Origin of the sequence: Apibacter sp. B3919 (assembly GCF_026537405.1) — a bacterium.
In the GTDB taxonomy this organism is placed as follows: Bacteria; Bacteroidota; Bacteroidia; order Flavobacteriales; family Weeksellaceae; genus Apibacter.
This window is the reverse complement of sequence record NZ_JAFNMG010000001.1, coordinates 692729-719276: the sequence shown is the minus strand read 5'-3', so window position 1 is coordinate 719276 and position 26548 is coordinate 692729. Positions and strand designations below refer to the sequence as shown.

Here is a 26548-nt window from a genome sequence, read left to right as displayed (position 1 = left end):
TAGGTAATATGCAAAGTTAGCAAATTAATTACCTTAATCATACTTTCTTATAACATAATTTAGAATGATTTCCTAAACAAAATAAATATTTTTTTTATGGAATAATTTATTTATTCAAAAAAAAAATATAAATAAATCCTTTTGTTTGTCTAAAATATTTAAAAAAAAATAAATTTTAGTACAGTTTTTGTTTAATAAAGAATAATATTAAATACTTAAATTTTTATAACTGTTTTATAAATATGCAACTAGTTCTAACAAATAATATAAAAAAGCAATTATTTATTTTTTTTAATGCTATTAATTTACTTTTGTTTAGTTGTCAGACCAATCAATCACAAGAAAAGAAAACGGATATAATGAGAAAAAAATTAGAGAAAATTACATTAGGAGGAGGATGTTTTTGGTGTTTAAGTCCTTGTTTTGAAATGTTAAACGGTATTACTAAGGTTACGGCAGGATATTCCGGAGGAAAAAAAGAAAATGCTAATTATAAAGATGTTTGTACGGGCACTACGGGACATGCGGAAGTAATTGAAATTGAATACGATCCTGAAGAAATTTCTTTTTCAGAAATATTAGATGTTTTTTGGTTTTTACATGATCCGACTCAATTAAACAGACAAGGAAATGATATTGGCACTCAATATAGATCTGTTATCTTTTATAGAAACGAAGAACAAAAAATTCTTGCTCAAGAATCTTTAAAAAAATCAGAATCTTCTGACTTATGGAAAGGTAAATATGTGACAGAAATAGTACCTTTTAAAGAATTTTATCCGGCTGAAGATTATCACCAAAGATATTACGAACAAAATCCTAATCAACCTTATTGCAGCTATACGATTGCACCTAAAATCCAAAAATTTAAAGCGAGATTTAATTATAAACTGAAAGCAGAATATCAAAAAAGAAATGTGGATAAAAATCAAGCGTAAGAAATTCACAATGTAAAAAATTGTAGTAAGAATTAATTTAAATTGTAGAAAAAAATATTTATAATTTTAATAAAAATAAATCCAAAATATCTATATCAATTTAATTTATTTTTATAAATAATTAGTCTTTTTATAAAAAATTACGTATTATTTTATCATGTATTATTTTGATTATATACTTTTTTAAAAAAATTAAATTATTTTTTTAGAAAAAAAATTATATATTTGCTTGGCAAAAAACAATATGTCGCTTAGTTCTAAAATTGTAGAAGAAGCTATCACATTTGATGATGTTTTGCTTATTCCTTCTTATTCAGAGATTCTACCTTCTCAAGTAAATTTAAAAACCCAGTTAACTAAAAGAATTCAATTAAACATTCCAATAGTTTCAGCAGCTATGGACACTGTAACTGAATCAGGTTTAGCCATTGCTCTTGCCAGAGAAGGAGGTCTTGGATTTATTCACAAAAATATGCCGATAGATCAACAGGCTGTTGAAGTTAACAAAGTAAAGAGGTCAGAAAACGGCATGATCTCCAATCCCATTACCTTAAGTCGAAACCATACCTTACAGGATGCGCTTATGTTAATGAGAGAATATAAAATATCCGGTTTGCCGGTAATAGAAGAAGATGATACCTTAGTCGGAATAATTACCAATAGAGATATTAAATATCAATCGGATTTAAATCAGAAAGTAGAAGATGTCATGTCCAAAGAACATATTATTACTTCTTCAAAAAATACTTCTTTGGAACAAGCCAAGCAAATATTATTAAATAATAGGATTGAAAAGCTACCTATTATAGATGATCACAACAAATTAATAGGGTTGATTACCATAAAAGATATTGATAATTTGTTGGAATATCCCAATTCATGTAAAGATTCTGAAGGAAGACTTAGAGTGGGAGCAGGGGTAGGAGTAGGAGATGACACCTTAGAAAGAGTCGAAGCATTAGTTAAAGCCGGAGTGGACATAATTGCGGTAGATTCCGCTCATGGACATTCAATCAATGTATTAAATAAAATCAGAGAAATCAGAGCTTCTTTTCCTGATTTAGATATTGTTGGTGGAAACATAGTTACCGCACAAGCGGCAAAAGATTTAATAGAAGCCGGAGCCAATTCATTAAAAGTGGGTGTAGGTCCCGGATCTATATGTACCACTAGAGTAGTAGCGGGAGTGGGTGTGCCACAATTATCTGCCATATATAATGTCTATGAATATGCCAATCAGCATCATATACCGGTAATTGCAGATGGAGGAATTAAACTTTCGGGTGATATAGTTAAAGCTATTTCCAGCGGTGCATCCTGTGTCATGTTGGGATCTTTATTTGCCGGAACTGATGAAGCACCAGGAGATGAAATTATTTTTCAAGGAAGAAAGTTCAAAAGTTATCAAGGTATGGGTTCAATTTCTGCCATGAAAAGAGGAAGCAAAGATCGTTACTTCCAGTCAGGAACAAAAAAATTAGTACCGGAAGGAATTGAAGGGAGAGTTCCTTATAAAGGAAAATTATCCGATGTGGTTTATCAATTATGTGGAGGAATTCGTGCAGGTATGGGCTATTGCGGTACAGAAGATATAGTAAAATTGCAAAAAGAAAGTAAAATGGTTAAAATTTCTTCAGCAGGACTAAAAGAAAGTCATCCTCACGATGTTATAATTACTCAAGAAGCACCAAATTATTCTAATTAAAAAAAATATAATATTTTGTTAAAATTTTGGCATAGGTTTTGTCGTTTACTATGGTGTATAAAAATAATATAATAATTATGAAAAAAGTACTTTTATTGTTTACTATTTTTTTAGGTAGTATAGCAATATCAAATGCACAGATTGTAACTACACCACAAACTTCGGCTAACGTAGGTTCTACACCAATTCAAAAAGGAAGCTGGTTGACCGGAGCAGGTATTACAAATCTCGGCTATGATTTCGAAAACAAAGGATTTTCATTTAATTTAACTCCTAGAGTTGGGTATTTTCTTTCTCATGGAATAGCCGTTGGTGCAGCTATAGATTTCGGGGCAGTATTTCAAGATGATGAAAAACCTATTTGGAACTATGGGGTTATGCCCTTCGTAAGGTATTACTTCCCTGAAGGTGCTAAAGAAACCGGAAGATTTTTTGCTGAAGGTGATGTTGGATTCAAAGGAGCAGCAGTTAACGGAAGCTCAGACAGTGGATTTGCCTTTGGTGTAAATGTGGGTTACGCTCATTTTATTACCCGTTCTGTAGCGTTAGAAGGTACAATCGGATATAACTATGCAGCTGCAATTCAAAATATTAACAACGGAAACAAACAAAGTGGTTTAGGTTTTGGTTTAGGATTTCAAATTTATATTCCACAATCCAAATAATTTAGCTGCTGTTAAAAAAAAAATTAAAACTCCTAGAAAATAGGAGTTTTTTTTTATGAAATAAAGTCAGTTACCACCGGTTTAATGAATTAAATATTACTTGTTTATTTTATACTATCTTTATTACAAAAGAAATAAACTAACAATACATTATCGTTTTATTGAAAGTAAATGGAATATTAACATTATTATAGCGAAAAAACTACCCACACTAATCACACCGGTCCAATTATAAATTTCAAAAGCATAGGCGGAAATAAAGGTTCCCAGTGATCCACCGATAAAATAACTGGTCATATAAATAGTATTTACACGATTACCTGCTTCCGGGTGATTTGAAAAAATAATAGATTGATTAGTAATTTGGGTAGATTGCACCCCAATATCAATTAATATGATCCCAATAGTTAAACCCAAATAAGAATAACCTCCATAGTAGAATATAATCCATGAAAGTAAAATCAATAATGCAGTAAAAACAAGTATTGTATTTTTATTGAATTTAGATATAACTTTTCCCATGAGGGCAGCAGCCAGAGCTCCAAATGCACCTACTAAGCCAAATTTTCCGGCTATATTACTTGCTGTTCCGTCGCTTAAATGAAAATTTTCTTCAAGATGGAAAACCAAAGGAGTCCAAAAAGCACTTAAAGAAGCAAAACTAAGTCCTCCTCGTAAAGCGGTAGAGCGTAATGATGAATCTGTTTTAAAAAGTTCAACGAGTGAAAGCATTAACTTTTTATAATTTCCTTTAAAATTCGGATAGATTTCCGGTAAATTAAAATATATCAAAAGATACACAACACCCATTAATATAGCTGCGATATAAAACATTTCTCTCCATCCTAAAATATCGCCGATATATCCACTTAAAACTCTAGATCCCAATATACCGATGAGTAATCCGCTCATCACAAATCCTACGGCTTTAGGTTTATCTTCCGGAGCTGCCAAAGTTGCAGCCATGGGTATAAACAATTGAGGAATAACTGAGGTAAAACCTATTATAAAACTTATAGGAAATAATAATTCTATGGAAGGACTGACAGCCATAGCTAATAAACTACTAATAATGAATATAAAATCAATAAGAATAATTTTTTTTCTACGAAACATGTCACCTAAAGGAATCAGAAAAAATAGTCCACAAGCGTAGCCGATCTGCGTAAACATGGTTATACCGCTTATTTTTGATTCACTGACATTAAAATCTTTGGCCATTAAACCCAATAATGGTTGGTTATAATAGTTATTTGCTACTACTAGTCCTGAACTAATAGCCATAAGCCAAAGTATTTTAGGAGTAAGTTTTGGTTGAGAAAGTTTCATTGATAATAGTGTTTAATCCATAAAAATATTAAATTAATTTTAAGTATATGAAATTTTTTATGAATGAATTAATAAATACGATAATAATTGAAACTTTAATTTTAATATTTTAATGAATTTTAAAGAAATTTAAGAAGATTTAAAAGGAAACGTTTTTAGTTAGCAGATCTTAATTATATTTAGGGGTATTCATTTATTGTCACATTATGAAACTAGCTAACAATAAAGAAATTTGAAATGTGTACGAATATAGTTATTTTTGTACATTCAATACTAAATTATGGGCAAGGATAAACTTCGTAAATTTGCTGAAAACAAGACTTTTAATAATGTAATACAGCCTACGAGAGATGAAATACTTTCTAATTTTCTTTATAAAGGTAAATGGAAAGAAGAATTTTTTAAAAATGATAATCCCATAATCATTGAATTGGGTTGTGGAAAGGGCGAATATTCCGTTGGTTTAGCGCAACATTTTCCTGATAAAAACTTTTTAGGAATAGATATTAAAGGAGCACGTTTTTGGAGAGGAGCAAAAACAGCCATAGAACAACAAATAAAAAATGTTGGTTTTTTGCGCACTCAAATTGAATTAATTGAACATGTATTTTCTCCCGGAGAAGTAGATGAAATTTGGATAACATTTCCGGATCCACAAATTAAATATAAAAGGACAAAGCACCGATTAATAAATTCTATTTTTCTTGAAAAATATAAAAGAATTATGAAAGAAGGAGGTAGTATCCATTTAAAAACGGATAGTGAATTTTTACATGGTTATGCCAACGGATTAATACATGGTTTGGGATATACCGTGTTATCTTCTCACCATGATATTTATGGAGCGCCGGAATACGAATTACCTTCTTACGTAAGAGAAATAAAAACTTTTTATGAGAATATGTTTTTAAAAGAAGGTAAACCTATCACCTATTTGAATTTTAAAATATAACTATAAACGGAATTTCATGCTATATGATTAACCTATTATAAATATCTTAACTAGATACTCTAAATGTAAATTATATATAATAAAAAAAGGATTGTTATTCAATCCTTTTTTATGTTATTATAATATTATTGTATAAATATTTTAATCACAAAGTATTATACCTTTATTATTATTAAATTCTAATAATCCGCTCTTAATAGTGAATGTTTGGTATTTGCCATCATTCTTTAATTTAGTAGCGTTGGAAGAAGAACTTACATTTTCAAGCTTAATGATTCCGGGTTCAAGAGTAGAAACAATAGAAGCATGGTTTTCCAACATTTGAAATTCACCCAATGAACCGGGAACTGTTATAGATGAAACTTCACCGTCAAAAATAACCTCTTCCGGAGTAAGTATTTGTATTTTCATCAAGATTTAAAATTATTCAACAAATTATTTTTTTAGTTCTGCTAATAGTCTTTCGCCATGTTCAATAACTTCTTCGATAGTTCCCTTCAAGTTAAAGGCAGCTTCCGGATATTGATCCAATTCTCCATTAAGAATCATATTAAACCCTTTAATCGTGTCTTTAATATCCACTAATGCACCGGGAGTTCCCGTAAACTGTTCAGCAACATGGAAAGGTTGTGAAAGGAATCTTTGTACTTTTCTAGCTCGATAAACCACTAATTTATCTTCTTCACTCAATTCTTCCATACCTAAGATGGCAATAATATCTTGTAAAGCTTTATATCTTTGAAGGATTTCCTTAACATTTTGAGCACATTCATAGTGATCATTTCCTAAAATTTCAGGAGAAAGAATTCGCGAAGTAGATTGTAGTGGATCTACGGCCGGATAGATACCCAATGAAGCAATTTTCCTGTCTAATACAGTAGTAGCGTCCAAATAAGCAAATGTAGTTGCAGGGGCAGGGTCAGTTAAATCGTCTGCCGGAACATAAACCGCCTGAACAGATGTAATAGAACCGTTTTTGGTTGAGGTAATTCTTTCTTGAAGTGCACCCATTTCACTGGCTAAGGTAGGTTGATATCCTACCGCAGAAGGCATACGTCCTAATAAAGCAGAAACTTCCGATCCGGCTTGAGTAAAACGGAAAATATTATCTATAAAAAACAATACGTCCCGACCTTTTCCGGCTCCTAATCCGTCTCTATAATATTCAGCTAAGGTTAAACCGGATAGAGCCACTCTGGCACGAGCACCGGGAGGTTCATTCATTTGGCCAAAAACAAAGGCAACTTTCGATGATTTTAAAGCTTCAAAATCAACTTTTGAAAGGTCCCATCCGCCTTCTTCCATGGATTTCATAAATTCATCTCCATACGAGATAATTTTAGATTCCAACATTTCCCGTAATAGGTCATTACCTTCACGAGTTCGTTCTCCAACACCGGCAAATACAGATAACCCACCGTGTCCTTTAGCAATATTGTTAATCAATTCTTGAATCAATACGGTTTTACCAACTCCCGCACCTCCGAAAAGTCCAATTTTACCTCCTTTGGAATAAGGCTCAATTAGATCGATAACTTTAATACCGGTATATAAAACTTCTGCAGAAGTAGAAATATCTTCAAAATTCGGAGAAGGCCTGTGTATAGGTAATTCATGGGTTTTGGGTACATCACCGATACCATCAATAGCTTTTCCGATAACGTTGAATAAACGTCCGTTAATTTCTTCACCGATAGGAACCGTTATAGGTTTATTGGTTGCTATAACTTCCTGACCTCGATATAAGCCATCAGTAGCATCCATAGCGATACATCTAACTGTATCTTGACCTATATGTTGCTCAACTTCCAGTACTAAATTGGGTTCGTCGTTGTCTTTAATAACTTCTAAAGCATCATATATATTGGGAAGTTGTTCTACATCATCAAAAACAACGTCTATAACCGGACCTATTACCTGAGATATTTTACCTTTATTTTCCGTTACCATATAATTTAAAATTCAAATAATTACATTTCCTTTGTGGAATTACAAATATACTATTTTAAAGCTTATAGGCGTTGAAAAAAAACCAAAAAAATATCATATTTTTGCAGACAATTTGTTTTCATTATCGGTGAATATTCATACTAAAAATTTCAGAGTAGCTAAAGAAAATAAAATTATACTAACTTTAGGTATGTTCGATGGAGTGCATTTGGGCCATCAGTTTGTTTTAAACTATTTGCATGATATTGCAAATAAAGAGGGAGCTGAAACAGCAGTTATGACATTCAATCCACACCCCCGATTCGTTTTACAACCCACGACTGAACTTAAACTTTTAACTACTTTAAATGAAAAAATACAACTTTTGGAAAAATTTAATGTGCAGCATTTATTTGTACAAGAATTTACGAAAGAGTTTAGCCGGTTAAGTGCCTTAGAATTTGTTAGAGATCTATTAGTATCCCAATTACACATACATTCATTAGTTATTGGTTATGATCATCAATTTGGAAATAATCGGGATGGAAATTACGAACGCTTGCAAGCATATTCCGAACAATTTGGATTTACTCTTTACAAACTTCCTTCAGTAAGTGGATATACTTCTGTAATCAGTTCCACTAAAATTAGAAATAAAATTAGCGAAGGTAAAATAGGTAAAGCAAACGAGTATTTAGGATATAATTTTTTCATGAAGGGCAAAGTGGTTACCGGTGATAAGATAGGAAGAACCATCGGTTTTCCTACTGCAAATATTGAATTTGATCCACACAAGATATGTCCAAAAAATGGGGTATATTATGTGAAAGTTAAGATTAAAGATGAATTTTTTTACGGGATGATGAACATAGGAATGCGTCCTACCATACAAGGTTTACAAAAACAAATTGAAGTTCATATACTTGAATTTGATAGGGATTTATATGGAAAAGAAATTGAAATTTATTTCTATGATAGAGCTCGTGATGAGATCAAATTTTCTTCATTAGATGAACTTAAGGCTAGATTAACTTTGGATAAAAAAAATACACAAAACTATTTTAAAGATTTATATAATTAATTTTTAAAATAAGTGTAACCGCCCAAATTTTATAAGATAATCATTTCGATAATTTCGATAAAGGTTTAATGTCGATTAAAGTCAGGGTTACTAAGAGGGGAACATTCGATCCAATTTTATTTTCATCACCATATAAACCATAGGCAGTGAAGGAAGGGAGGACTATTTCAGCTATATCTCCTTTTTCCATCATGAACAATGCTGACTCAATTCCTCTTATCTCTTTAAATTTTCCTAAAACTCCCTGCTTTTCACCAAACTCATCAAAAGAATAAATTACATCTCCTGAAAGTGTTTTTATTTCAGCAGAATATTTAATCCAACTATTATTTTTAGGTTGTGGAGATTTTTTATGTGAAATAAATCGAATCCAAATACCCGAAGAAGTAGGCACAAATTTTACATGTAAAGAATCCTCTCGTTTACTAATCCAGTTTTGCAAGAAATCCCTTTCCTTATCTTCTCTAGCTTTAGAGTTTTCTAATAATTTTTTGCCGTATGCAGATTTTGAATTAGTAACCGGAAGGAAAATTTCTTTTTTCTGACACGAGAATAAAATGCCTATACAAAATGAATATATAATTGCAATGTTAAGAAATTTCATGGATTTCGTTTTCAATTATATTTTTAAATCTTGAAATAGAATCTTTTAAAGAAAGATCACTTCTGCCACCGGCAGCATTAATATGTCCACCGCCATTAAAATAGCTTCGAGAAAACGCGTTAACGTCAAAATTACCTTTGGAACGGAAAGAAATCTTAACAAAATCATTTTGCAGATCTTCCATAAAAAATGCAACAAACTTAATGCCTACAATGGAAAGCCCGTAATTAACAAATCCTTCCGTATCTCCTTTTTGATAACCCAATTCTAACAATTGGTTTCTGGTTACATACAATATTGCAGTATTTTTATTAGGAATAAGTTCAATGGATTCTAAAACACAGCCTAAAAGTTTTAGTCGTTCCGGTGTATTACAATCAAAAATATTGGAAGCTATAAGATCCGGTTTAGCTCCTTTTTCCAAAAATACGGATATAATTTTATGAGTTTCAGCGGTGGTATTTCTAAACCGAAAACTTCCGGTATCAGTTAAAATTCCGGTATATAGACAAGTTGCTATTTTTTCATCGATTTTTGATACTTCACCTAAGGCATCAATAAATTTATAAATCATTTGGCAAGTAGCCGGTTGAGAAGTATCTGAATATATGTAATCAAAATTATCCGGGTTTTGATGATGATCAATCAACACTTTAACGGCTCTTGATTCATTTAATTTTGTTTCCAATTGATTAATCCTTGAAGAAGTATTGAAATCAAGACAGAAAATTAAATCTGCATTTCTAAAAGCTATTTCAACGAATTTTACCCGATATTCACCTATAATTATATTTTTGGCTTCCGGCAACCATTTTAAAAATTTAGGAAATTCATTCGGTACAATTATCGTGGATTGAACTCCAAGGGTACGTAAAAAATGATATAACCCTAAAGAAGAACCAATGGCATCACCATCTGGATTCTGATGAGCCAAAATGAGTATATTTTTTTTTGTTTTTATTAATTGTTTTAATTCATTGAGTTTTTCAGGTGTAAACATCGTACTATATAATTTTGGTAAATGTAAAAAAAATCACTCTTTTATACAGAGTGATTCTTACTATAGGTTAGATATTTTAGTTGAAATTTTAATAATTGTCGTAAGCATTGGTTGCATCACCACCAAAATCCCACGTCAATCCAAATCGTAATGTATTGTCTAAAGCATTATTAACACTTGAAGTTGTAATCAGATAAGAAAAATCAATACCGAACGATTGATATTTAAGACCTGCTCCCAGTGTTACATATTGTCTTCCTCCTTTGTCAGGATTTTCGTAGAAATAACCGGTACGAAAAGCAAATGCGTTATTGAAAGTATATTCACCAGCAATACTGTACGTAATTTCTTTGCCCACATCTTTATTACTAAATGATTTAAACATTCCGGAAATAAAACTTTTATCGGGAACTTGATATGTTATGCTACCGTCGGGATTTTTAACTTCTTCGGGTGCAGGAACAAGTAATTTTGTAGCTTCAAAAGTCAATCCCAATTTATTATCGTCATCGAAATATAGGTCATAACCCACACCTAATCTTAAATTAGTAGGCAAATAGCTGGAATTTTCTTTGCTGTCAGAGTAATCTAATTTAGGTCCCATATTAAATAATCCCCAACCAGCTCTCCATCTTCCTTCATAATTGCCGAAAGAACTGCTTTTTTCAGATTGGAAATATCCGGTTACATCAACTGCAAATGTATTGGCAGCCTTTGTTTGGGCAGATGAATTATCAACATTGTTAAATAAATCGGAACGAACGTACCTTGCGGTAACCGCCATGGAATATACATCCGCTAATTTAAGTCCATAAGACACATCTAATGCAAATTCATTGGGTTTAGAAATACCTTTTTCAACAATGTTATTTCCCAATAATTCGTTAAGTTGGATTTCACCCATGTTGAAATAATAAATACTTGCGGCTAATGTGCTTCTTTCTTCTTCACCGAGGAATGTATAAAAAGTTCCGTTTAATAAAAATACATCGCTAGTTAGTTTATTCATATAGGGAGTATATGAAAGACCTACTCCGGAATAACTAGTTCCAAAAACATATTTTGAAGGGTTCCAAAATTGGGAGAACCCATCGGGTGAAGTTGCCACCCCTTGATCACCTAAACCGCCAGAACGAGCATCCGGTGATATTCTTAAAAAGGGTGCTCCGGTGACTATGGCGTAATTTCTATTCTGAGCCTTAAAGGCGCTAAATAATAACAACGTCAGAATTAAAATTCTTTTTTTCATGAACTATTTGAGTTAAAATGATATAAATTTTTTTATTATAGCGTTTTTCTAATGCAAAAATAAATTTTATTTTAATATTACCAATTTTTCCACTTGAGAAACTGAACCCTTACAAAATTCAGATGTTCCTTTTATTTTTACACGATAAATATACACACCTTTTCCGATTTTATCTCCAAAATCATCCAATCCGTCCCATTCAATTCCGAATTTGTCGGTTCTGTATCCTTCGTTAAATGGCTGAGAAGTAACTGTTTTGTTAATAGTTTTAACTAATTTTCCGGATACGGTAAAAATTTGGACTTGAACATCAAGAATATCGGGACAATTATGTTCAAAATGAAAAAATGTTTTAGTTGTAAATGGATTAGGCCAGTTTAATAATTTTTTTATTATTAATCCCTGATCACCGTTATCAACAACTAAAAAATCTAAGGTAGCAGAAGATGAATTATTATTAATATCCCAAACTTTGAATTTAATTGAATGATTTCCTGTTTCAAGATTATCTAATCGATACCAAACTTTTCCTTTTTGATAATCTTTTAAATTCGGATTTAGACAAGGAGAAGATTCTCCTCCGGTATAAAAATCATTTAGAATAATGGTACCATTTACATTATTATTTAACACGCCCGTGATATCATGTCCAATTCCTAAACCGGTTGAATTAATACCGGTACTATCCGTAACACAGACTAAAAGATACGGTGAGCGATCAGTTATTCCTCCATTGGCAAAATTTAGATTATTCATGTATAAACCTATTTTTGGGCCTTCCGAATCATTTATTCCATTGGGATTTATATCTCCAATTTTTAAATCATTTTTAAAATATAGGGCGTCAATTTCAGAATTATCGGCATATAAAAGTAATTTGCCATCACCGATATCAAAATTAATATCTTTAGGAACGTAAAATTCTATTTTAAAATTTCCATCTTTTACTTGTGAACCTCCTTTATATATGGCATTAACCTGTTCTTTATATTCAAGAGGTGGTTTAAGTGAATTATAATTAAAATTATTTAGAGTTTTTTTATCCACAGGTTTATCATATAAAACAGTTTGGATATTTCCCGAAAAAGAGGGATCAACATCTCCATTTTCATTTAGTACTTGGCCTTCAATGGTAATGAAATCAAGGGCTTTTATAACACCCGAGAAATGGTCTGCATCCAATCCGTTTATTTTAGTGACCTTAATTTTACGTTTTGGGTATACCAAAGATTGCGCGGGATCTCCGAACAAATTTATTTTTCGACTTTCTCCACTTAAGATTTCTTTTTTGGAAAGTCGAAGCGCTTCACCTAGAGCTATATATTGATTAATTTCAGTTTTTTTTGTGAATATGTTTTTCATGATTATAGGATTCATATTCAACCCATAATAGATTGATAGCGCCCTATTGGTTGTAATCATGGAATATGCTCCACCATTTTTTTTGAGATATAATAAATCACCTAAAGAATTTAAAGAAGGATTGTCCCATACGGAAACATCGCATGAGATAGTAATAAATAAAGGAAGTCGAGAAAAATCTCTGTTGAAATTAGACAAGCTGTTTACATCTTCTTTTGAAAATAGCCTATATTGAGAAAGAGATAATGTACCGCCATGTCCAAAATAATTTATTACTAAATTACCATTGTTAAAAGCGGCTTTAATAGCTTCATTTACCTGTGGAAATCTGGCTCCACCTGTAGTGTAATCTGCATTATAAGAATCTATATATAACTTTTTAAGTGTATATTCTTTCAATGATTTATCAAAAATATTTTGAGCAATAGTTTCTTCAATTTTTTTATGGAAATTGTTATCACTGTCAATGTCTACAATAACAGAGGCGTTTAATCTCCAATTTCCAAAAGGAGTACCTTGAGGAGCTTTTCCATTATCGTATTTTACACTTTTATCTACACATGCTGTTGCTTCGGATAGATTTTTTGCAATCATTCTTCCCACTGCTATATCTAATTGAGTAGCTGAAAGATTGGCATCTTCTCCTATTAAATTAGCTTCATCATCATCCAATATCGTTATAAAATCATCTGTTGCATAAGAGTAATTAAGACCGGTGCTATTATAACTTTGATAGGTAGGAATTAAGTTATGTCCGGTTCCGGTTTTATTTTTATAATCATACGAGGCAGAGCCCAGTAGAAGCACATATTTTAATTTTCCATTGTCTTTCTTATATAAATAACGTAAAAAATCCCTTATTGCAGTTAAATCTTGTCCCCCGGAGCTAAATTCATTATAAATTTGATTTACAGTAACTACTTCTACTTTTAATCGATTTTTAGATTGATGTAAATTTTTAATGCGATTTGCCTGAGAAACAAATTCAGGAACAGTTATGACAATATAATCTACATCGGATATGGAATGTAAAGCCTGATTTGAAATTTTACCAACAACTTCCGGAATGTAGGCAGCTGAGTGCTTAAAGGCGATCATTTCGTTTTTAAAATTAGTTGATAACAATTGATAGGAATACGTAAAAGCATTTGCTGATCGTTCCAGTTTTTTTGCGTTGACAACATCTGAAACATCCCAAACTTCAAAATCTTCAGAAGGAACAAAAGTAAATCCATATATTTTTCCATCTTCAATGGGATCAAATGTTCTGAAATTCATTTGACTACCATTAAATTTAAGCTTTTGCTTATATAAGACTTCAAAATAATCGGGATAAAATTCAGCCGAGGGATTGGCCGAATTATCAAATCCTAAAGTAAATTTTAATTGATTATTAGTTGGAGTAATAGTTTGTGTTTGGCTTCCAATTGCAAAATCAATTTCATTAGGGGATGGTCTTAAAATCGATGAAAATACTGGATTATCATTATACGACACATTTATTTTTCCATTAATACCGTTTCTTGATACCCAAGCATATTTCCAAGTTATGCTTGAACCCGGAACTAAGTCATGCACCGGAAATAGGATTTCTTTATAATTTTTCAATCCTAAATTTTCATCCACCCATATTTTACCTAATTGATTTAAATTTAGTCTATCTTCTTCAAAGAATTGATGATCATCGTACTCTACATATACTTTAGCGTTCGGTGTCTTGTATGGATTGGATTGAATTCTTTTTCCCGAAGTTTGATTGACGTTAATAAAATAATATGCATAATCTTCATATATATTTTTTTTATGCCTAACCTTTGAATTTCTTATCCAATAGTCCGGTCCTTGCCCATAAAATAATATATAATCATCTGAATCAAAAATTCCATCATTTTCTCCTCGGACAAAAATGGCATTTTCTTTTAGGTTATCGTATCTGAACGATGAGGTTGGTTCCGGAAGCATTTTTCCACCATTGCCAAATATTCGTATGGTTTTGGGGTCTAAAGAATTACAATTTATTCCTAAAGATTGTAATAAATTACGATCAATTTTATAAATTCCTGTTTTAGCTATTTTAATTTTATACCATGATCCGTTTTTTAGAACACTCTCAACATTCAAAAAAGAATCTGTAGATGAAAAATTTTTACTATACGAATTTTTTTTCTCAATAGTAAAACGCACGAGTTTAAAAATGGTATTACCTGTTTTCTTTAATGTTTTAATGGTTACGGATATAAATTTTTGATCTCGTGACTTAGTAATTGACGCGCTGAAAATATCATCATCGGGAATGAAGTCCAAAGGCGTATCGCCAAGTTGCGATTTTTCAATAGGTTGCCATTGTAAATTGGTTAGATATACATCTCCATTAAATTCAGTTTTCTCGGCATAATATAAAGTAGGTATTCCTTCATCAATGGAATAGTTATCATTGGTAAAGAAAGGATATTTTTTTACTTGCTCAGTGGAATAATAAAAATTCTTTATACCGTCCCAATTAATCGTAATAGTTTGTGCCACAGGGATAAATGTGGACACTTGAATGAAAAACGCTATAAAAATGTATAAAAATCTTTTCATTTACCTCTAAATAACGAATAAGTAGAAATAATATTTTACTAAATATACAATATCTACAAATAAGTTAACGTTATTTGAGGTTATGTAATATAAAGTAGAAAAAATTTTTCTTTCAGTAATATTATATTATTTTTGCATGATCTTAATTATGAAAATAAATACAATGAGAATCGGGAAATTCATATTATTATTATCCGTTGTTTCTTCAATTTCCTTAGCATTAGTTAGTTGCGGTGGTGGGAGAACTAAACCTGGCGGTGGAACTAAAAATACAAAAAGTTTGACCGGATGGAAGGCCAATGATAGAAACGGCTGGTTTTATAGTAAAAAGAAAAAGACTGAAAAAGGTTGGGTTGGAATGGTATTCGTGGAAGGAGGAGCTTTTACTATGGGATTAGTTAAAGACGATGTAATGCATGATTGGAACAATACCCCTAACCGAATGCAAGTAAGATCTTTTTTTATCGGTGAAACTGAAGTAACAAATTATGAATATCGTGAATATGTAACTTGGTTAAAGTATGTATATTCACCAACGGATGAGAATTATAAAGATATTTATTATGGAGCCCTTCCTGATACTCTTGTTTGGAAAAATAAATTGTCCAGAAACGATGTTTATTCAGAAGATTATTTCAGAGCCCCTCAATTTGATAACTACCCGGTAGTTGGAGTAAGTTGGTTACAAGCACAAAGATATTGTGATTGGTTGACCGATAGGGCCAATGAAAGAGAATTAATGAATAAAGGTATTATCCCAAAAGATTTTTATAGTAATCCGGCCAATAATGTGGGTTCAAATTCATTTAATGTTGAAAAATATAAATACAATGATCCTGAATTAGAAGGTATTGTTAATCAAGATAAAATCGCTAAACAAAGCGGTATTACCAGCAAAAATGAAAGAATTATAGCAGTTAATAAAAGTGCTCAAGGAAATTTAGTACAAAAATTCAGATTACCTACAGAAGCTGAATGGGAATATGCTGCACTGGCTGAAGCAGATAACAGACAGTATAACATCATTGAAGGTAAAGACGTAATGATCAATAGAATGCGTGCTAAAAAAGGAAGAAATAGAGGTCAATTCCTGGATAATTTTAAATCCGGTGGACAAGGAGATTATTCCGGTAGTGGAGGTTGGGCTAATGATGGGAATGCAATTACTTCCGATGTTAGAGCATATCCATCCAACCCTTTTGGATTGTATGGTATGTATGGAAATGTTGCTGAATGGACACAAGACGTTTATAGACCGTTAATAGATACTGATTTTAATGATTTCAACTATTATAGAGGAAACGTTTATCAACAATTTATTAGTGAAGAAGGAAATCCCGGAAGATTTAAAAAAGTTGATGACGGTACTATTCAATATGATACTTTGGCAGATGGAAGAAAATTATATAGAAATTTATCCGGAAAATTTGAAACAGAGATTGTAGATGATGCAAGAAACTTTAGAGACGGAGATTTACAATCATCTTTAGAATCAGGAGATGGTCGCGTTGATTCAACCGGTACTTTTAATTACTACAATTCACCTATTAGAAACTGGACCGTAGATAAAAGTGGAAGAGTAGTTTTAGATAAGGATTCCAAACAAAGAACTTCTCAAATCAGTAATGATTTAAGGGTTATTAAAGGAGGATCTTGGAATGATACCGCTTATTGGTTAGATCCGGGACAAAGAAGATATATGCTTGAAAATGAGTCTGCCGTATGGGTTGGATTTAGGGTAGCTCAAGATCATAAAGGTAAAGAATCTTCTTCTAAAAGAACCAAAAGAGGAGCCAGCAATAGAGTTCCCAGAAAATGATGTAAAATAAATTAAATAATATAAACAATACAAAGAAGGCTATCCTCAAGATAGCCTTCTTTATTAATTCAATCTGTATGAAGATCGGGGATAAAGTTAAACTACTGGATGAAGAAGGATTTTTTACTATAAAAAATTTTATAGGAAATAAAGCAGTATTATTAGATTCTTATGGATTTGAAGTTACACATTTACTAAATAACTTAATTGCCTATGATAAATATGCAAACATGTATACTGAAGTTACCGATTTTAATGCTAAAAAAGAAGATGTAACTTCTAAAAATATCAACAATGTAAAAAAAGAAACTATACAAGAAAGAATTATTGATTTGCATATAGGAAATATTGTTGATTCTTTTAAAAACATGATGCCTCATCAAATGCTTGAAAAGCAAATTAATAAAGCTATGGAGGAAATAAAATCAGCCAAGAAAGATAAGGTTAAGAAGTTGATACTAATACATGGCAAAGGAAAAGGAGTATTAAAAAAAGAAATTTATAAAATATTAAATAGTATGGATGATATTGAATATTTTGAAGCAGACATTATTAAATATCGTTTTGGAGCCGTTGAAATAAGGTTTAAATAGTAATCATCTCCTATGACTTCTTGCTGTTAACTATGAAAATTCTAAGAATCTTAACGAATATAATTTTAGTAATTTTACCTGTATTGTGCTTTTCACAAAGTGACAAAATACTTATATCAGCAACCTTAGACAGCCTAACTAAAAATATATCCGTAAAACAAAAGATCGTTTTTTATAATAATACGGGTATAACTTTAGATAAAATATATTTACACGCAGCCGCTAATTCCTATTCTAATACTAGTACGGTATTAGGAAAACGAAAATTAGAGGATAGAAATAAAACTTTATATTTTTCAAAATATATGGATAGAGGTCGAATTAATGATTTGACCATCTTTATAAATAAACGACAACCCGTTTTTTTACTTAGAGATTTTGAATTTTACGAAGTAAATCTTTTTTCTCCTTTATTACCCAATGATAGTATATCTTTGGATTTAAATTATAATATAAAAATACCTTCCAATAAAATTACCGGATATGGATTTTCCTCAAAAGGTACTTATGTATTAAAAAACTTTTTTATACAGCCTCTAGATTTTATCAATTCAAAACCCAAGTTGGAGCCATTTACCGATACTGAGTTTAATCCCTATAGAAAAACCAATTATACTATTAACTTTTACCATCCTATGGGTTTATATATGGATGGAGACCTTACAAAAGTAGGAGAAAATCAATTACAGGGAACATGCGGTGATGCTGTAACTATAATCCTTACTAAAAGTAAACCAATTTCTTTTATTTATACTATAAACGGATCGAAAACCGAAGTAGTTATTGGATATTCCATTAATGAAAAATTTAAAGAAATTTATTATAAAAATATTAAACGCGAATTACTATTTTTAAATGAAAAATTAGGCAAACTACCCTCAAAATTATTAATTAGCTCTAAAATTAAAAAAGATCGCAATTTTATAGGAGTTGATGATATTAAATTATTGGGTTTAAAAGAATGGAAACTTTTTCCTGATGACGTAAAAATTGATCTTAAAATGTTTCAGCAAATAGCCTATTCAGTTATCAATCAGGTAATACAAGTGGATAAAAATAAATATCATTGGATACCTAACGGTTTGCTAACTTATTATCAATTAAATTATTTAAAGAAGTATTATCCTGACACTAAATTATTAGGTAATCTTCCTAAAGAACTTAGTATAATAAAAATTAAACCGTTACAATATTTTTTCATATCTAAAGTTCCTATAACCGATCGATATAAATTAGGTTACAGATATATAGCAACTCAAAATTATGATCAGCCGATAAGTGAAGATTTTTTAGAATTGAGCAATATCAACCAGTATATAATTAGTGGATTTAAATCGGGATTAAGTTTTAATTTTCTATCCGCCTATTTGGGAGCGGATCTTTTCGAAAATTCAGTTAAAAAGCTTATAGAAGAAGGAAAAGATCGTGAAATTACTTCATCAGACTTTCAAAGGATTTTAGAAACAAACTCTCAAAAAAATTTAGCATGGTTTTTTCAAAATTATATAGTTACCAATGATCGTATTAATTTTAAGATTAAAAAATTTTATGAGGATAAGTATGAAAAAGATACTATAAAAGTACGTATCACTAATAAAACTGCTTTACCGATTCCAATATTAATCACGGGAGAAAAAAACAAGAAGATAATCAATCAGAAATGGGTGTTTTCAACCAATAAAGATTCTTTATATTCATTTAAAAATGGAGAATATGATCGTTTACTTATAAATAAAAATTACCTATTTCCGGAAATTAACGATAATGATAATTTATTGAATACAGAGGGTATCTATAAGAACAGAAAGAAATTGCAAATGAAATTCTATGCAGACGTTGATAATCATAATTATACACAAATTTTTTATGAACCCAATATAAACTGGAACAATTACGATAAATTTATACTAGGATTACGTTTTTATAATAGCTCTCCATTTTCAAGACCTTTCGAATATTCATTTTCTCCAACTTATTCCACTGGAACCAAAAGTTTAACGGGATCAGGTGCCTTAAATTACAATTACGATATGGAAGAAGGCTTATTTAGAAGAATGTCTATGGGAACAGGATATACTTATTATCATTATGATAAGAATTTGAGTTATAAAAAATATTCAGGAAATGTAAATCTTATATTTAAAAAGAGACCCAGATCAGATATTAACAGAACCATAGGAATTTCATTTAATAGTGTTGAAAGAGAAAAAGATCCTTTTAAAATACTAGAAAAAAATGATTATTCCCATTATAATCTGCTGGATCTGTCATATTCTCATTCAGATAAAAGAATAATCAATGAATGGTATAGTAAAACTAACTTTCAACATTCTAATATTTTCAATAAAATAAGTACAGAAATATATTTTAGACATGAATATGCGCCGAATAAAAAAATAAGTTTACGCTATTTTGGAGGATATTTTATTAACAATCATTCCAATTCTACTTACTTCGATTTCGGAGTAGATCATATCACAGATTATAGTTTTAATTACATGGATTATTTAGGAAGATCTGCAACCGGTGGATTGTTTTATCAACAATATATAATGGCTGAAGGAGGGTTTAAATCCATGTTGGATAAATCAGCCAATAAATGGATTACTTCATTAAATGGAGAAATACATTTATGGAAGCCTTTTGACTTATATGCAGATATGGGATTGTATTCGAATAAAAAGAAATCTACGCATTTTATCTACGATTCAGGAGTTAAATTGAACATAATACCTGAATTTTTAGAATTGTATTTACCCATTCAATCAACGTTGGGATTTGAACCGGCAAAAAATAATTATTTATCCCATATTCGATTTACCTTTAATTTTAACTTAAGTGCGGTGGTTACCCATTTCCGGCGGGGATGGTATTAGTTAAATTCTTTTGTATCTCAGAAAGAAAATTGATCAAAACATCTATTTCTTCTTTTGTATTATAATGGCTGTATGAAATGCGTAACGTCGTTGTATTTTTTAATTCTTCTTCGGTATAAAGCTGCAACATGGTTTTTGACGGTTTGGAAGCACCGGAAGCACAGGCGCTTCCTTGAGAAACGGCGATACCCTTCATATCGAGTTGAAAACCAACCAAAGTATTGGGAAAAGGAAGCAAAATACTTAAAAGAGTATAGTTACTTTTAGTAAAATCTGTTCCATGTCCATTAAACAAAACCCCTTGTATATTTTTAGACAATTGATCTATTGTATATTGTTTTAAATCTTCAATTATTCTTCTTCTTTCTTTTAATTCTTGCATAGCAAAATCAAAAGATTTACCTAAGCCAACAATCCCGTAAACATTTTCAGTTCCTGCTCGTAAATTACGCTCCTGAGTTCCTCCGGTAATAATACCTTTTAAACCGCTTGATTTTCTTATAAAAGCCATTCCTATTCCTTTAGGACCATGAAATTTATGGGCACTGCAAGAAGCAAAATCAATGGGTGTTTTAGAGAAATCTAAAGGATAATGAGCCATAGTTTGAACGGTATCAGAATGAAATAAAGCTCCATATTTTTTACATAATTGAGCAATACAATCAATATCCGTTAAATTTCCAATTTCATTATTGGAATGCATTAAAGAAACTAATGTTGGAATTTTTTCTTCTAGTAAATCTTCTAAAAAAGCAATATCCAAATCCCCTTTTTTATTCTTCAAAGGAAGAAAAACAACTTCAATTTCAGGATGTTTTTCTTTTAGATCTCTGATGGTTTCCAAAACAGATTTATGTTCTAAGGGAGAAGAAATGATTCGTTTAATGGATAAGTTTTCTATACAAGAACGTAAAATTAAATTATTAGATTCAGTACCGCAGCTTGTGAAAATGATTTCATTAGGATTTACATGCAACCATTGAGCTATATTTTTTCTGACCATTTCTATTTTTGACTTACTTTCTTGCCCAAAGCTGTGTATAGCAGAAGGGTTACCAAAATCTTCTTTCATAGATTGAATCATTGCTTCAATAACTCTTTCATCTATAATGGTTGAAGCGGCACTGTCTAAATATATTTTTTTCATTGGTTAATTGCTTAATTATAATTCAAAAGTTGCTCGTATTCTATTTTAAATGCTTGAAGATAATTTATTTATCGAAATAAATTACTTCATAAGATTAACATTTAAAATATAAATAAAAACTAACATAGTAAAACTTTTATATTTTCAATATTTTCTAATAATAAATTTTATTAATCTAAAATTTCAAATTTCTTTTAAAAAATTTAATATTATGCTAATCCATAGTATTACAAAAATAAAAAATATATGTTCATAAATTTACGTAAGCCTGCGTTAAAAAGAATATTTATAAATAAGTCGAAGTAAAAAATAGAAAATTTACTAAGAAAGCCCTAGTAAATTATCTACCAGGACTTTCAAAACTAGTATATTTTATACAAATCTATTTTTAATTTATAATTTTACCAAAAAAATGATAATATTTATTTAACAAATTATATTTTTTAAAAATAAATTAAAAATCACACTTAAGACTTATTGGATATTAATATGCTTTCAGCTTTATCGTAATTAAATTCATTTTCCCTTCTGGCAACAACAATAGTAGCTGCTGCATTACCTATTAAATTAGTTAAAGCTCTTGCTTCACTCATGAATTTATCAATACCGAATATTAACGCCACAGCTTCAACCGGTACATGTCCTACTACCGGTAGGGTAGCGGCAAGAGTAATAAAACCACTTCCTGTTACCCCGGCTGCTCCTTTTGAGGTTAAAAGCAATACTAAAAGAAGCGTAATTTCTTGTTGTAAATTCAAATGCATGTCTAAAGCTTGAGAAATAAAAACAGCAGCCATGGTAAGATAAATGGAAGTACCGTCGAGATTAAAAGAATAGCCGGTTGGTATTACCAAACCAACGACAGACTTAGAACATCCTATCTTCTCCATCTTGCTCATAATTCCCGGTAATGCTGATTCTGAAGATGAGGTGCCGAGCACTATTAAAAGTTCTTCTTTAATGTATTTAATAAATTTGAATATGTTGACCTTATTGTAATAAAGAACTGCTCCGATAACTCCAAAAATGAAAACAATACACGTTAGATAAAAGCATAAGATTAACATTCCTAAATTACTCAATGCTTTCAATCCGTAAACTCCAATAGTATATCCCATAGCACCCATGGCTCCTAAAGGTGCCAGATACATAATTATTTTTATAATAGCAAAAAGTCCATCCAGGAAAGATTGCATTACGGATAGAACCGGTTTTGAAGATTTAGGTCCAATTTTCGTCATGGCAAAACCAAAAAGAATGGCAAAGACTAATACTTGAAGTAAATTATTAGAAGCAATTGAAGCAATAACATTTTCAGGAATCATATCCAAAATAAATGTAATAATTCCGTGATCTTCTTTGCTTTTTTCTATATAATGGGACATAGATGAAGAATCCAATGCATAAGGATCTACATGCATGCCGTTTCCGGGTTTTAGCACATTAACGAAAACCAAGCCGATGATTAAAGCTATTGTTGTCATAATTTCAAAATAAACAATAGCTGTTAAACCAACCTTACCAACCTTTTTAGTATCTTCCATTCCTGCAATACCTAGCACAATGGTACAGAAAATCAAAGGTCCTACGATCATTTTAATTAGCTTGATAAATCCGTCTCCTAATGGTTTTAGCATTTCACCAAGTCCCGTACTGTGTTGTTTAACCCCATTAACTATAATATCTTCACTTGGGAAAAAATATCCAATAAGAATACCTATAATTATGGCAATTATTACTTGTACGTAAAGACTTTTAAGTATTTTCATAATGTTTTTATTTTATTAAGGACAGTAATATATGAATAATATATTTGAATTGTTATAAATTGTAATTTTTTTCTTTAAAAAACATTTTTTGAAAATGTAATTGTTTGAAATTTAGTATTTTGCACTAATTTAATTAAGAAAAAATTCATTAAAAAATCACTTATTTTTCTTAAAAAATGCGTTAAAAATGAAAAAAAAGCGTAAAAAAAAGTGGCTTAAAAATTAATTTTTTATTTATCAAATGAAAAAAATCATGTATTTTTATGAAAAATATTAGTAAGGTAATAGTTTGTAAAAACTCAAAAATACAACTTAAAATTTATGAAACTTACTATTTTAGGATATAACTCAGCGGTTCCGACTGTTCGTACCAATCCTACATCACAGTTATTAGAATGTAATAACCAATATTTTCTAATAGATTGTGGAGAAGGGACTCAAGTACAACTTAGAAAAGCAAGAGTAAAATTTACCCATATAAATACTATATTTATTTCTCATCTGCATGGCGATCATGTTTTTGGTTTGATCGGGCTTATATCTTCCTTTCATTTATTGGGAAGAACTGAACCTTTAACCATTTATGGGCCTAAAGGAATTAAAAAATTAATTGAAATTCAATTACTATTAACTGAGAGTAGTAATCATTTTGATATTAACTTTATTGAACTGACTTCTTTAAAAAGTGAATTAATTTATGAAGATAATAAATTGTGTGTTTGGACGATTCCATTAAACCATCGTATTTACACTAATGGGTTTTTATTTAAAGAAAAAGTAAAGCCGAGAAGGCTTAATATGGATGTAATTAAATACAATCCCGAAATTGAAGTATGCGATTATCATAATTTGAAATTAGGTAAAGATTTTATAACTCAATCCGGAGATATCATAAAAAATGAGTATCTTACCCTTCCTCCTAAACATTCTTACAGCTATGCCTTTTGTTCAGATACTAAATTCAGTCCCAATATAGTCCCGTTAATTAAAGGGGTAGATGTTTTATACCATGAAGCTACTTTTTTAGATGAATTAAGAGAATTAGCCTCTAAAACAGGACATACCACAGCATATCAAGCCGCAGAAATAGCAAAAATGGCAAAAGTTAAAGTGTTAATATTAGGGCATTTTTCCAATCGTTATACCGATATATCCATACTAAAAGAAGAAGCCGGTCAAGTCTTTTTCAATACGATTTTACCCGAAGAGCTTTTAACTTTAGATTTTAATAAACTGATAATTAATTAAATAAAAAATGCAATTGATTAAATGAGTGGTAAGGCAGCCTTTACACACAAAAATACTAACCAATATTACTTATTTGTTAGTACTTTTGCTTTTTACTAAACTAAACTAAACTGATAACATGAAAACTTTTCTAGACGGATATTTTAAGCTATCCGAAAATGGTACAACTATTAAAAAAGAATTAGTAGCCGGGATCATCACTTTTTTAACCATGTCCTATGCTTTGATAGTCAATCCTAGTATTTTATCGGAAACGGGAATGGATAGAGAAGCTCTTTTTACAGGAACTACGTTAGCTATTATTTTTGCGACGTTGTTAATGGGAATATTGGCAAAATTGCCCATAGCACAAGGACCCGGAATGGGACTGAACAGCTTTTTTGCTTTTTCTGTAGTTTTAGGACTTGGATATTCTTGGCAATTTGCTCTAACAGCTGTTTTTATAGAGGGGCTTATATTTATAATACTTACTTTTTTGAATGTCAGGGAAATGATAGTTAAAAGCATTCCCAGAGTACTGAAAGAGGCAATTCCTGTCGGAATTGGATTATTTATTACTTTAATAGGACTAAAAGGAGCGAATATCATTGTTTCTGATCCCAATACTTTTCTTGCTTTAGGTGATTTTAAACAACATTCGGTATGGATTGCTTTTGCGGGATTGTTGGTTACGGCTGTACTTCATTCGCGGAATATAAATGGATCTATCTTAGCGGGAATTGTAGTTTCCACTTTATTCAGCTATTTGTTGGGCGACATACAATTACCTGGTTCATTGGTAAGCATGCCTCCTTCCATTGAACCTATATTTGGTAAAGCTGTCGAACCGATGTTTTCTTCTGAAGGATGGGACAAAATATTTTCAGTGGATATGTTGATTGTAGTTTTCACTTTTCTATTTGTTAATTTGTTTGATACGATTGGGACATTAATAGGAGTTGTATCTAAACTGGGATTCACGGATGAAGAAGGAAATTTTCCTCAAATGAAAAAAGCATTATTGTCTGATGCATTGGGAACGACGGTTGGAGCGATCTTGGGTACCAGCACGATTACTTCATATGTAGAAAGTGCTTCCGGAGTAGCCTCCGGAGGGCGAACCGGTCTTACAGCGGTTAGTACAGCTTTGATGTTCTTTTTATCTTTATTTCTAGCACCTATATTTTTATTAGTTCCGGCGGCTGCCACAGCTCCGGCATTAATTATTGTCGGTCTCTTTATGATTTCTTCTGTTGTAAAAATTAATTTTAATGATATTACGGAAGGTTTACCCGCATTTTTAACCATAATTTTTATGCCTTTTACATTTAGTATAGCCGAAGGTATTGTATTTGGTATGCTAAGCTTTACTTTATTGAAAGTATTAGGTGGCAGAAGAAAAGAGGTTACTCCAACGGTTTATATTGTTTCGTTACTGTTTTTAGTTAAAATAGTTTTGGATGCTTCGAAGATTTTAGGATGAGATTGAAAAACGGTGATGGAAAATAAATAATTTACAGAAAGATATATTTGATTAAGAATTTATTCTACTAAATATATATTTTGTAATGGATGATTTAAATTTTACAAACTGATTAAAATTTAGTTCATCCATTGCCTTTTATTATTTTCAAAATTTATATTTAATGAAATTTTTTACATATTAAAGATAAATCATTTATCTTTTTTTAATTCCAATTTTTATACTGAATTTAAAAAC

19 protein-coding genes are annotated in these 26548 nt (G+C 30.7%); 10 read left to right on the top strand and 9 right to left on the bottom strand.

Going from position 1 to position 26548, the window contains the following annotated elements; translation table 11 throughout:
- Window positions 1-359: 359 nt before the first annotated feature.
- The 3 genes from msrA to J3U20_RS03200 all read left to right on the top strand — a co-directional run bounded on the left by msrA (window position 360) and on the right by J3U20_RS03200 (window position 3308).
- On the top strand, window positions 360-938 hold the full coding sequence (gene msrA, locus J3U20_RS03210) for a peptide-methionine (S)-S-oxide reductase MsrA (protein WP_255448174.1): 579 nt from the start codon (window positions 360-362) through the stop codon (window positions 936-938).
- A gap of 244 nt (window positions 939-1182) precedes the next feature.
- Window positions 1183-2643, top strand: a complete 1461-nt coding sequence (gene guaB / locus J3U20_RS03205) for an IMP dehydrogenase (protein ID WP_160542377.1) — start codon at window positions 1183-1185, stop codon at window positions 2641-2643.
- Window positions 2644-2720: 77 nt separating this feature from the next.
- Window positions 2721-3308, top strand: coding sequence for a hypothetical protein (locus J3U20_RS03200; RefSeq protein WP_105297090.1), 588 nt, complete (start codon window positions 2721-2723; stop codon window positions 3306-3308).
- Between the two features lie 150 nt (window positions 3309-3458).
- Here J3U20_RS03200 and J3U20_RS03195 read toward each other — a convergent pair whose 3' ends face one another.
- Window positions 3459-4637 (bottom strand): MFS transporter, encoded by a 1179-nt coding sequence (locus tag J3U20_RS03195; protein WP_160542376.1) that lies wholly within the window; start codon window positions 4635-4637, stop codon window positions 3459-3461.
- A gap of 280 nt (window positions 4638-4917) precedes the next feature.
- Between J3U20_RS03195 and trmB the strand changes: the two genes are divergently transcribed.
- Complete coding sequence (trmB, locus tag J3U20_RS03190) at window positions 4918-5589, top strand: tRNA (guanosine(46)-N7)-methyltransferase TrmB (RefSeq protein WP_160542375.1); 672 nt, start codon at window positions 4918-4920, stop codon at window positions 5587-5589.
- A gap of 141 nt (window positions 5590-5730) precedes the next feature.
- On the opposite strand, the gene J3U20_RS03185 is transcribed toward trmB, so the two are convergent.
- Window positions 5731-6000: a FoF1 ATP synthase subunit delta/epsilon gene (locus J3U20_RS03185; RefSeq protein ID WP_160542374.1), complete on the bottom strand. Its 270-nt coding sequence runs from the start codon at window positions 5998-6000 to the stop codon at window positions 5731-5733.
- A 24-nt stretch (window positions 6001-6024) separates the two neighbouring features.
- On the bottom strand, window positions 6025-7539 hold the full coding sequence (gene atpD, locus J3U20_RS03180; RefSeq protein ID WP_105297063.1) for a F0F1 ATP synthase subunit beta: 1515 nt from the start codon (window positions 7537-7539) through the stop codon (window positions 6025-6027).
- A gap of 31 nt (window positions 7540-7570) precedes the next feature.
- Here atpD and J3U20_RS03175 point away from each other — a divergent pair, with 31 nt between their 5' ends.
- A complete protein-coding gene (locus J3U20_RS03175; RefSeq protein WP_255448173.1) occupies window positions 7571-8599 on the top strand; it encodes a bifunctional riboflavin kinase/FAD synthetase in 1029 nt (342 codons plus the stop codon).
- Window positions 8600-8639: 40 nt separating this feature from the next.
- Here the strand turns inward: J3U20_RS03175 and J3U20_RS03170 are convergent, their stop codons facing one another.
- The 4 genes from J3U20_RS03170 to porU all read right to left on the bottom strand — a co-directional run bounded on the left by J3U20_RS03170 (window position 8640) and on the right by porU (window position 15397).
- A complete protein-coding gene (locus J3U20_RS03170) occupies window positions 8640-9203 on the bottom strand; it encodes an FKBP-type peptidyl-prolyl cis-trans isomerase (RefSeq protein ID WP_160542373.1) in 564 nt (187 codons plus the stop codon).
- Window positions 9190-10203, bottom strand: a complete 1014-nt coding sequence (locus tag J3U20_RS03165) for a DHH family phosphoesterase (protein WP_160542372.1) — start codon at window positions 10201-10203, stop codon at window positions 9190-9192. The genes J3U20_RS03170 and J3U20_RS03165 overlap by 14 nt, the downstream gene beginning before the upstream one ends.
- A gap of 88 nt (window positions 10204-10291) precedes the next feature.
- Window positions 10292-11452, bottom strand: a complete 1161-nt coding sequence (porV, locus tag J3U20_RS03160) for a type IX secretion system outer membrane channel protein PorV (RefSeq protein ID WP_105297060.1) — start codon at window positions 11450-11452, stop codon at window positions 10292-10294.
- 66 nt (window positions 11453-11518) lie between these two features.
- On the bottom strand, window positions 11519-15397 hold the full coding sequence (porU, locus tag J3U20_RS03155; RefSeq protein ID WP_160542371.1) for a type IX secretion system sortase PorU: 3879 nt from the start codon (window positions 15395-15397) through the stop codon (window positions 11519-11521).
- Window positions 15398-15545: 148 nt separating this feature from the next.
- On the opposite strand from porU, the gene gldJ reads away from it, so the two are divergent.
- The 3 genes from gldJ (at window position 15546) to J3U20_RS03140 (ending at window position 20685) form a co-directional block, all read left to right on the top strand.
- Window positions 15546-17216 (top strand): gliding motility lipoprotein GldJ, encoded by a 1671-nt coding sequence (gene gldJ, locus J3U20_RS03150; RefSeq protein ID WP_370457895.1) that lies wholly within the window; start codon window positions 15546-15548, stop codon window positions 17214-17216.
- Between the two features lie 77 nt (window positions 17217-17293).
- On the top strand, window positions 17294-17809 hold the full coding sequence (locus J3U20_RS03145; protein ID WP_160542369.1) for a Smr/MutS family protein: 516 nt from the start codon (window positions 17294-17296) through the stop codon (window positions 17807-17809).
- Window positions 17810-17841: 32 nt separating this feature from the next.
- Entirely contained in the window at window positions 17842-20685 is a 2844-nt protein-coding gene (locus J3U20_RS03140; RefSeq protein ID WP_160542368.1) for a M1 family metallopeptidase, read from the top strand.
- Here J3U20_RS03140 and J3U20_RS03135 read toward each other — a convergent pair.
- A complete protein-coding gene (locus J3U20_RS03135) occupies window positions 20657-21832 on the bottom strand; it encodes a cysteine desulfurase family protein (protein WP_160542367.1) in 1176 nt (391 codons plus the stop codon). The two genes, J3U20_RS03140 and J3U20_RS03135, sit on opposite strands and share 29 nt — an antisense overlap.
- A 467-nt stretch (window positions 21833-22299) precedes the next feature.
- A complete protein-coding gene (dctA, locus tag J3U20_RS03130) occupies window positions 22300-23601 on the bottom strand; it encodes a C4-dicarboxylate transporter DctA (RefSeq protein WP_105297054.1) in 1302 nt (433 codons plus the stop codon).
- Between the two features lie 321 nt (window positions 23602-23922).
- Between dctA and J3U20_RS03125 the strand changes: the two genes are divergently transcribed.
- Together J3U20_RS03125 and J3U20_RS03120 are read left to right on the top strand one after the other, a co-directional pair.
- Window positions 23923-24849 (top strand): ribonuclease Z, encoded by a 927-nt coding sequence (locus J3U20_RS03125; RefSeq protein ID WP_160542366.1) that lies wholly within the window; start codon window positions 23923-23925, stop codon window positions 24847-24849.
- Window positions 24850-24967: 118 nt separating this feature from the next.
- On the top strand, window positions 24968-26311 hold the full coding sequence (locus tag J3U20_RS03120; protein WP_160542365.1) for an NCS2 family permease: 1344 nt from the start codon (window positions 24968-24970) through the stop codon (window positions 26309-26311).
- Window positions 26312-26548: the final 237 nt, after the last annotated feature.

What these genes read in the sequence shown, in the direction of transcription:
- msrA (WP_255448174.1), top strand. Translation starts at nt 360, where the DNA reads ATGAGAAAAAAATTAGAGAAAATTACATTAGGAGGAGGATGTTTTTGG.
- guaB (WP_160542377.1), top strand. Translation starts at nt 1,183, where the DNA reads ATGTCGCTTAGTTCTAAAATTGTAGAAGAAGCTATCACATTTGATGAT.
- J3U20_RS03200 (WP_105297090.1), top strand. Translation starts at nt 2,721, where the DNA reads ATGAAAAAAGTACTTTTATTGTTTACTATTTTTTTAGGTAGTATAGCA.
- J3U20_RS03195 (WP_160542376.1), bottom strand. Translation starts at nt 4,637, where the DNA reads ATGAAACTTTCTCAACCAAAACTTACTCCTAAAATACTTTGGCTTATG.
- trmB (WP_160542375.1), top strand. Translation starts at nt 4,918, where the DNA reads ATGGGCAAGGATAAACTTCGTAAATTTGCTGAAAACAAGACTTTTAAT.
- J3U20_RS03185 (WP_160542374.1), bottom strand. Translation starts at nt 6,000, where the DNA reads ATGAAAATACAAATACTTACTCCGGAAGAGGTTATTTTTGACGGTGAA.
- atpD (WP_105297063.1), bottom strand. Translation starts at nt 7,539, where the DNA reads ATGGTAACGGAAAATAAAGGTAAAATATCTCAGGTAATAGGTCCGGTT.
- J3U20_RS03170 (WP_160542373.1), bottom strand. Translation starts at nt 9,203, where the DNA reads ATGAAATTTCTTAACATTGCAATTATATATTCATTTTGTATAGGCATT.
- J3U20_RS03165 (WP_160542372.1), bottom strand. Translation starts at nt 10,203, where the DNA reads ATGTTTACACCTGAAAAACTCAATGAATTAAAACAATTAATAAAAACA.
- porV (WP_105297060.1), bottom strand. Translation starts at nt 11,452, where the DNA reads ATGAAAAAAAGAATTTTAATTCTGACGTTGTTATTATTTAGCGCCTTT.
- porU (WP_160542371.1), bottom strand. Translation starts at nt 15,397, where the DNA reads ATGAAAAGATTTTTATACATTTTTATAGCGTTTTTCATTCAAGTGTCC.
- gldJ (WP_370457895.1), top strand. Translation starts at nt 15,546, where the DNA reads ATGAAAATAAATACAATGAGAATCGGGAAATTCATATTATTATTATCC.
- J3U20_RS03145 (WP_160542369.1), top strand. Translation starts at nt 17,294, where the DNA reads ATGAAGATCGGGGATAAAGTTAAACTACTGGATGAAGAAGGATTTTTT.
- J3U20_RS03140 (WP_160542368.1), top strand. Translation starts at nt 17,842, where the DNA reads ATGAAAATTCTAAGAATCTTAACGAATATAATTTTAGTAATTTTACCT.
- J3U20_RS03135 (WP_160542367.1), bottom strand. Translation starts at nt 21,832, where the DNA reads ATGAAAAAAATATATTTAGACAGTGCCGCTTCAACCATTATAGATGAA.
- dctA (WP_105297054.1), bottom strand. Translation starts at nt 23,601, where the DNA reads ATGAAAATACTTAAAAGTCTTTACGTACAAGTAATAATTGCCATAATT.
- J3U20_RS03125 (WP_160542366.1), top strand. Translation starts at nt 23,923, where the DNA reads ATGAAACTTACTATTTTAGGATATAACTCAGCGGTTCCGACTGTTCGT.
- J3U20_RS03120 (WP_160542365.1), top strand. Translation starts at nt 24,968, where the DNA reads ATGAAAACTTTTCTAGACGGATATTTTAAGCTATCCGAAAATGGTACA.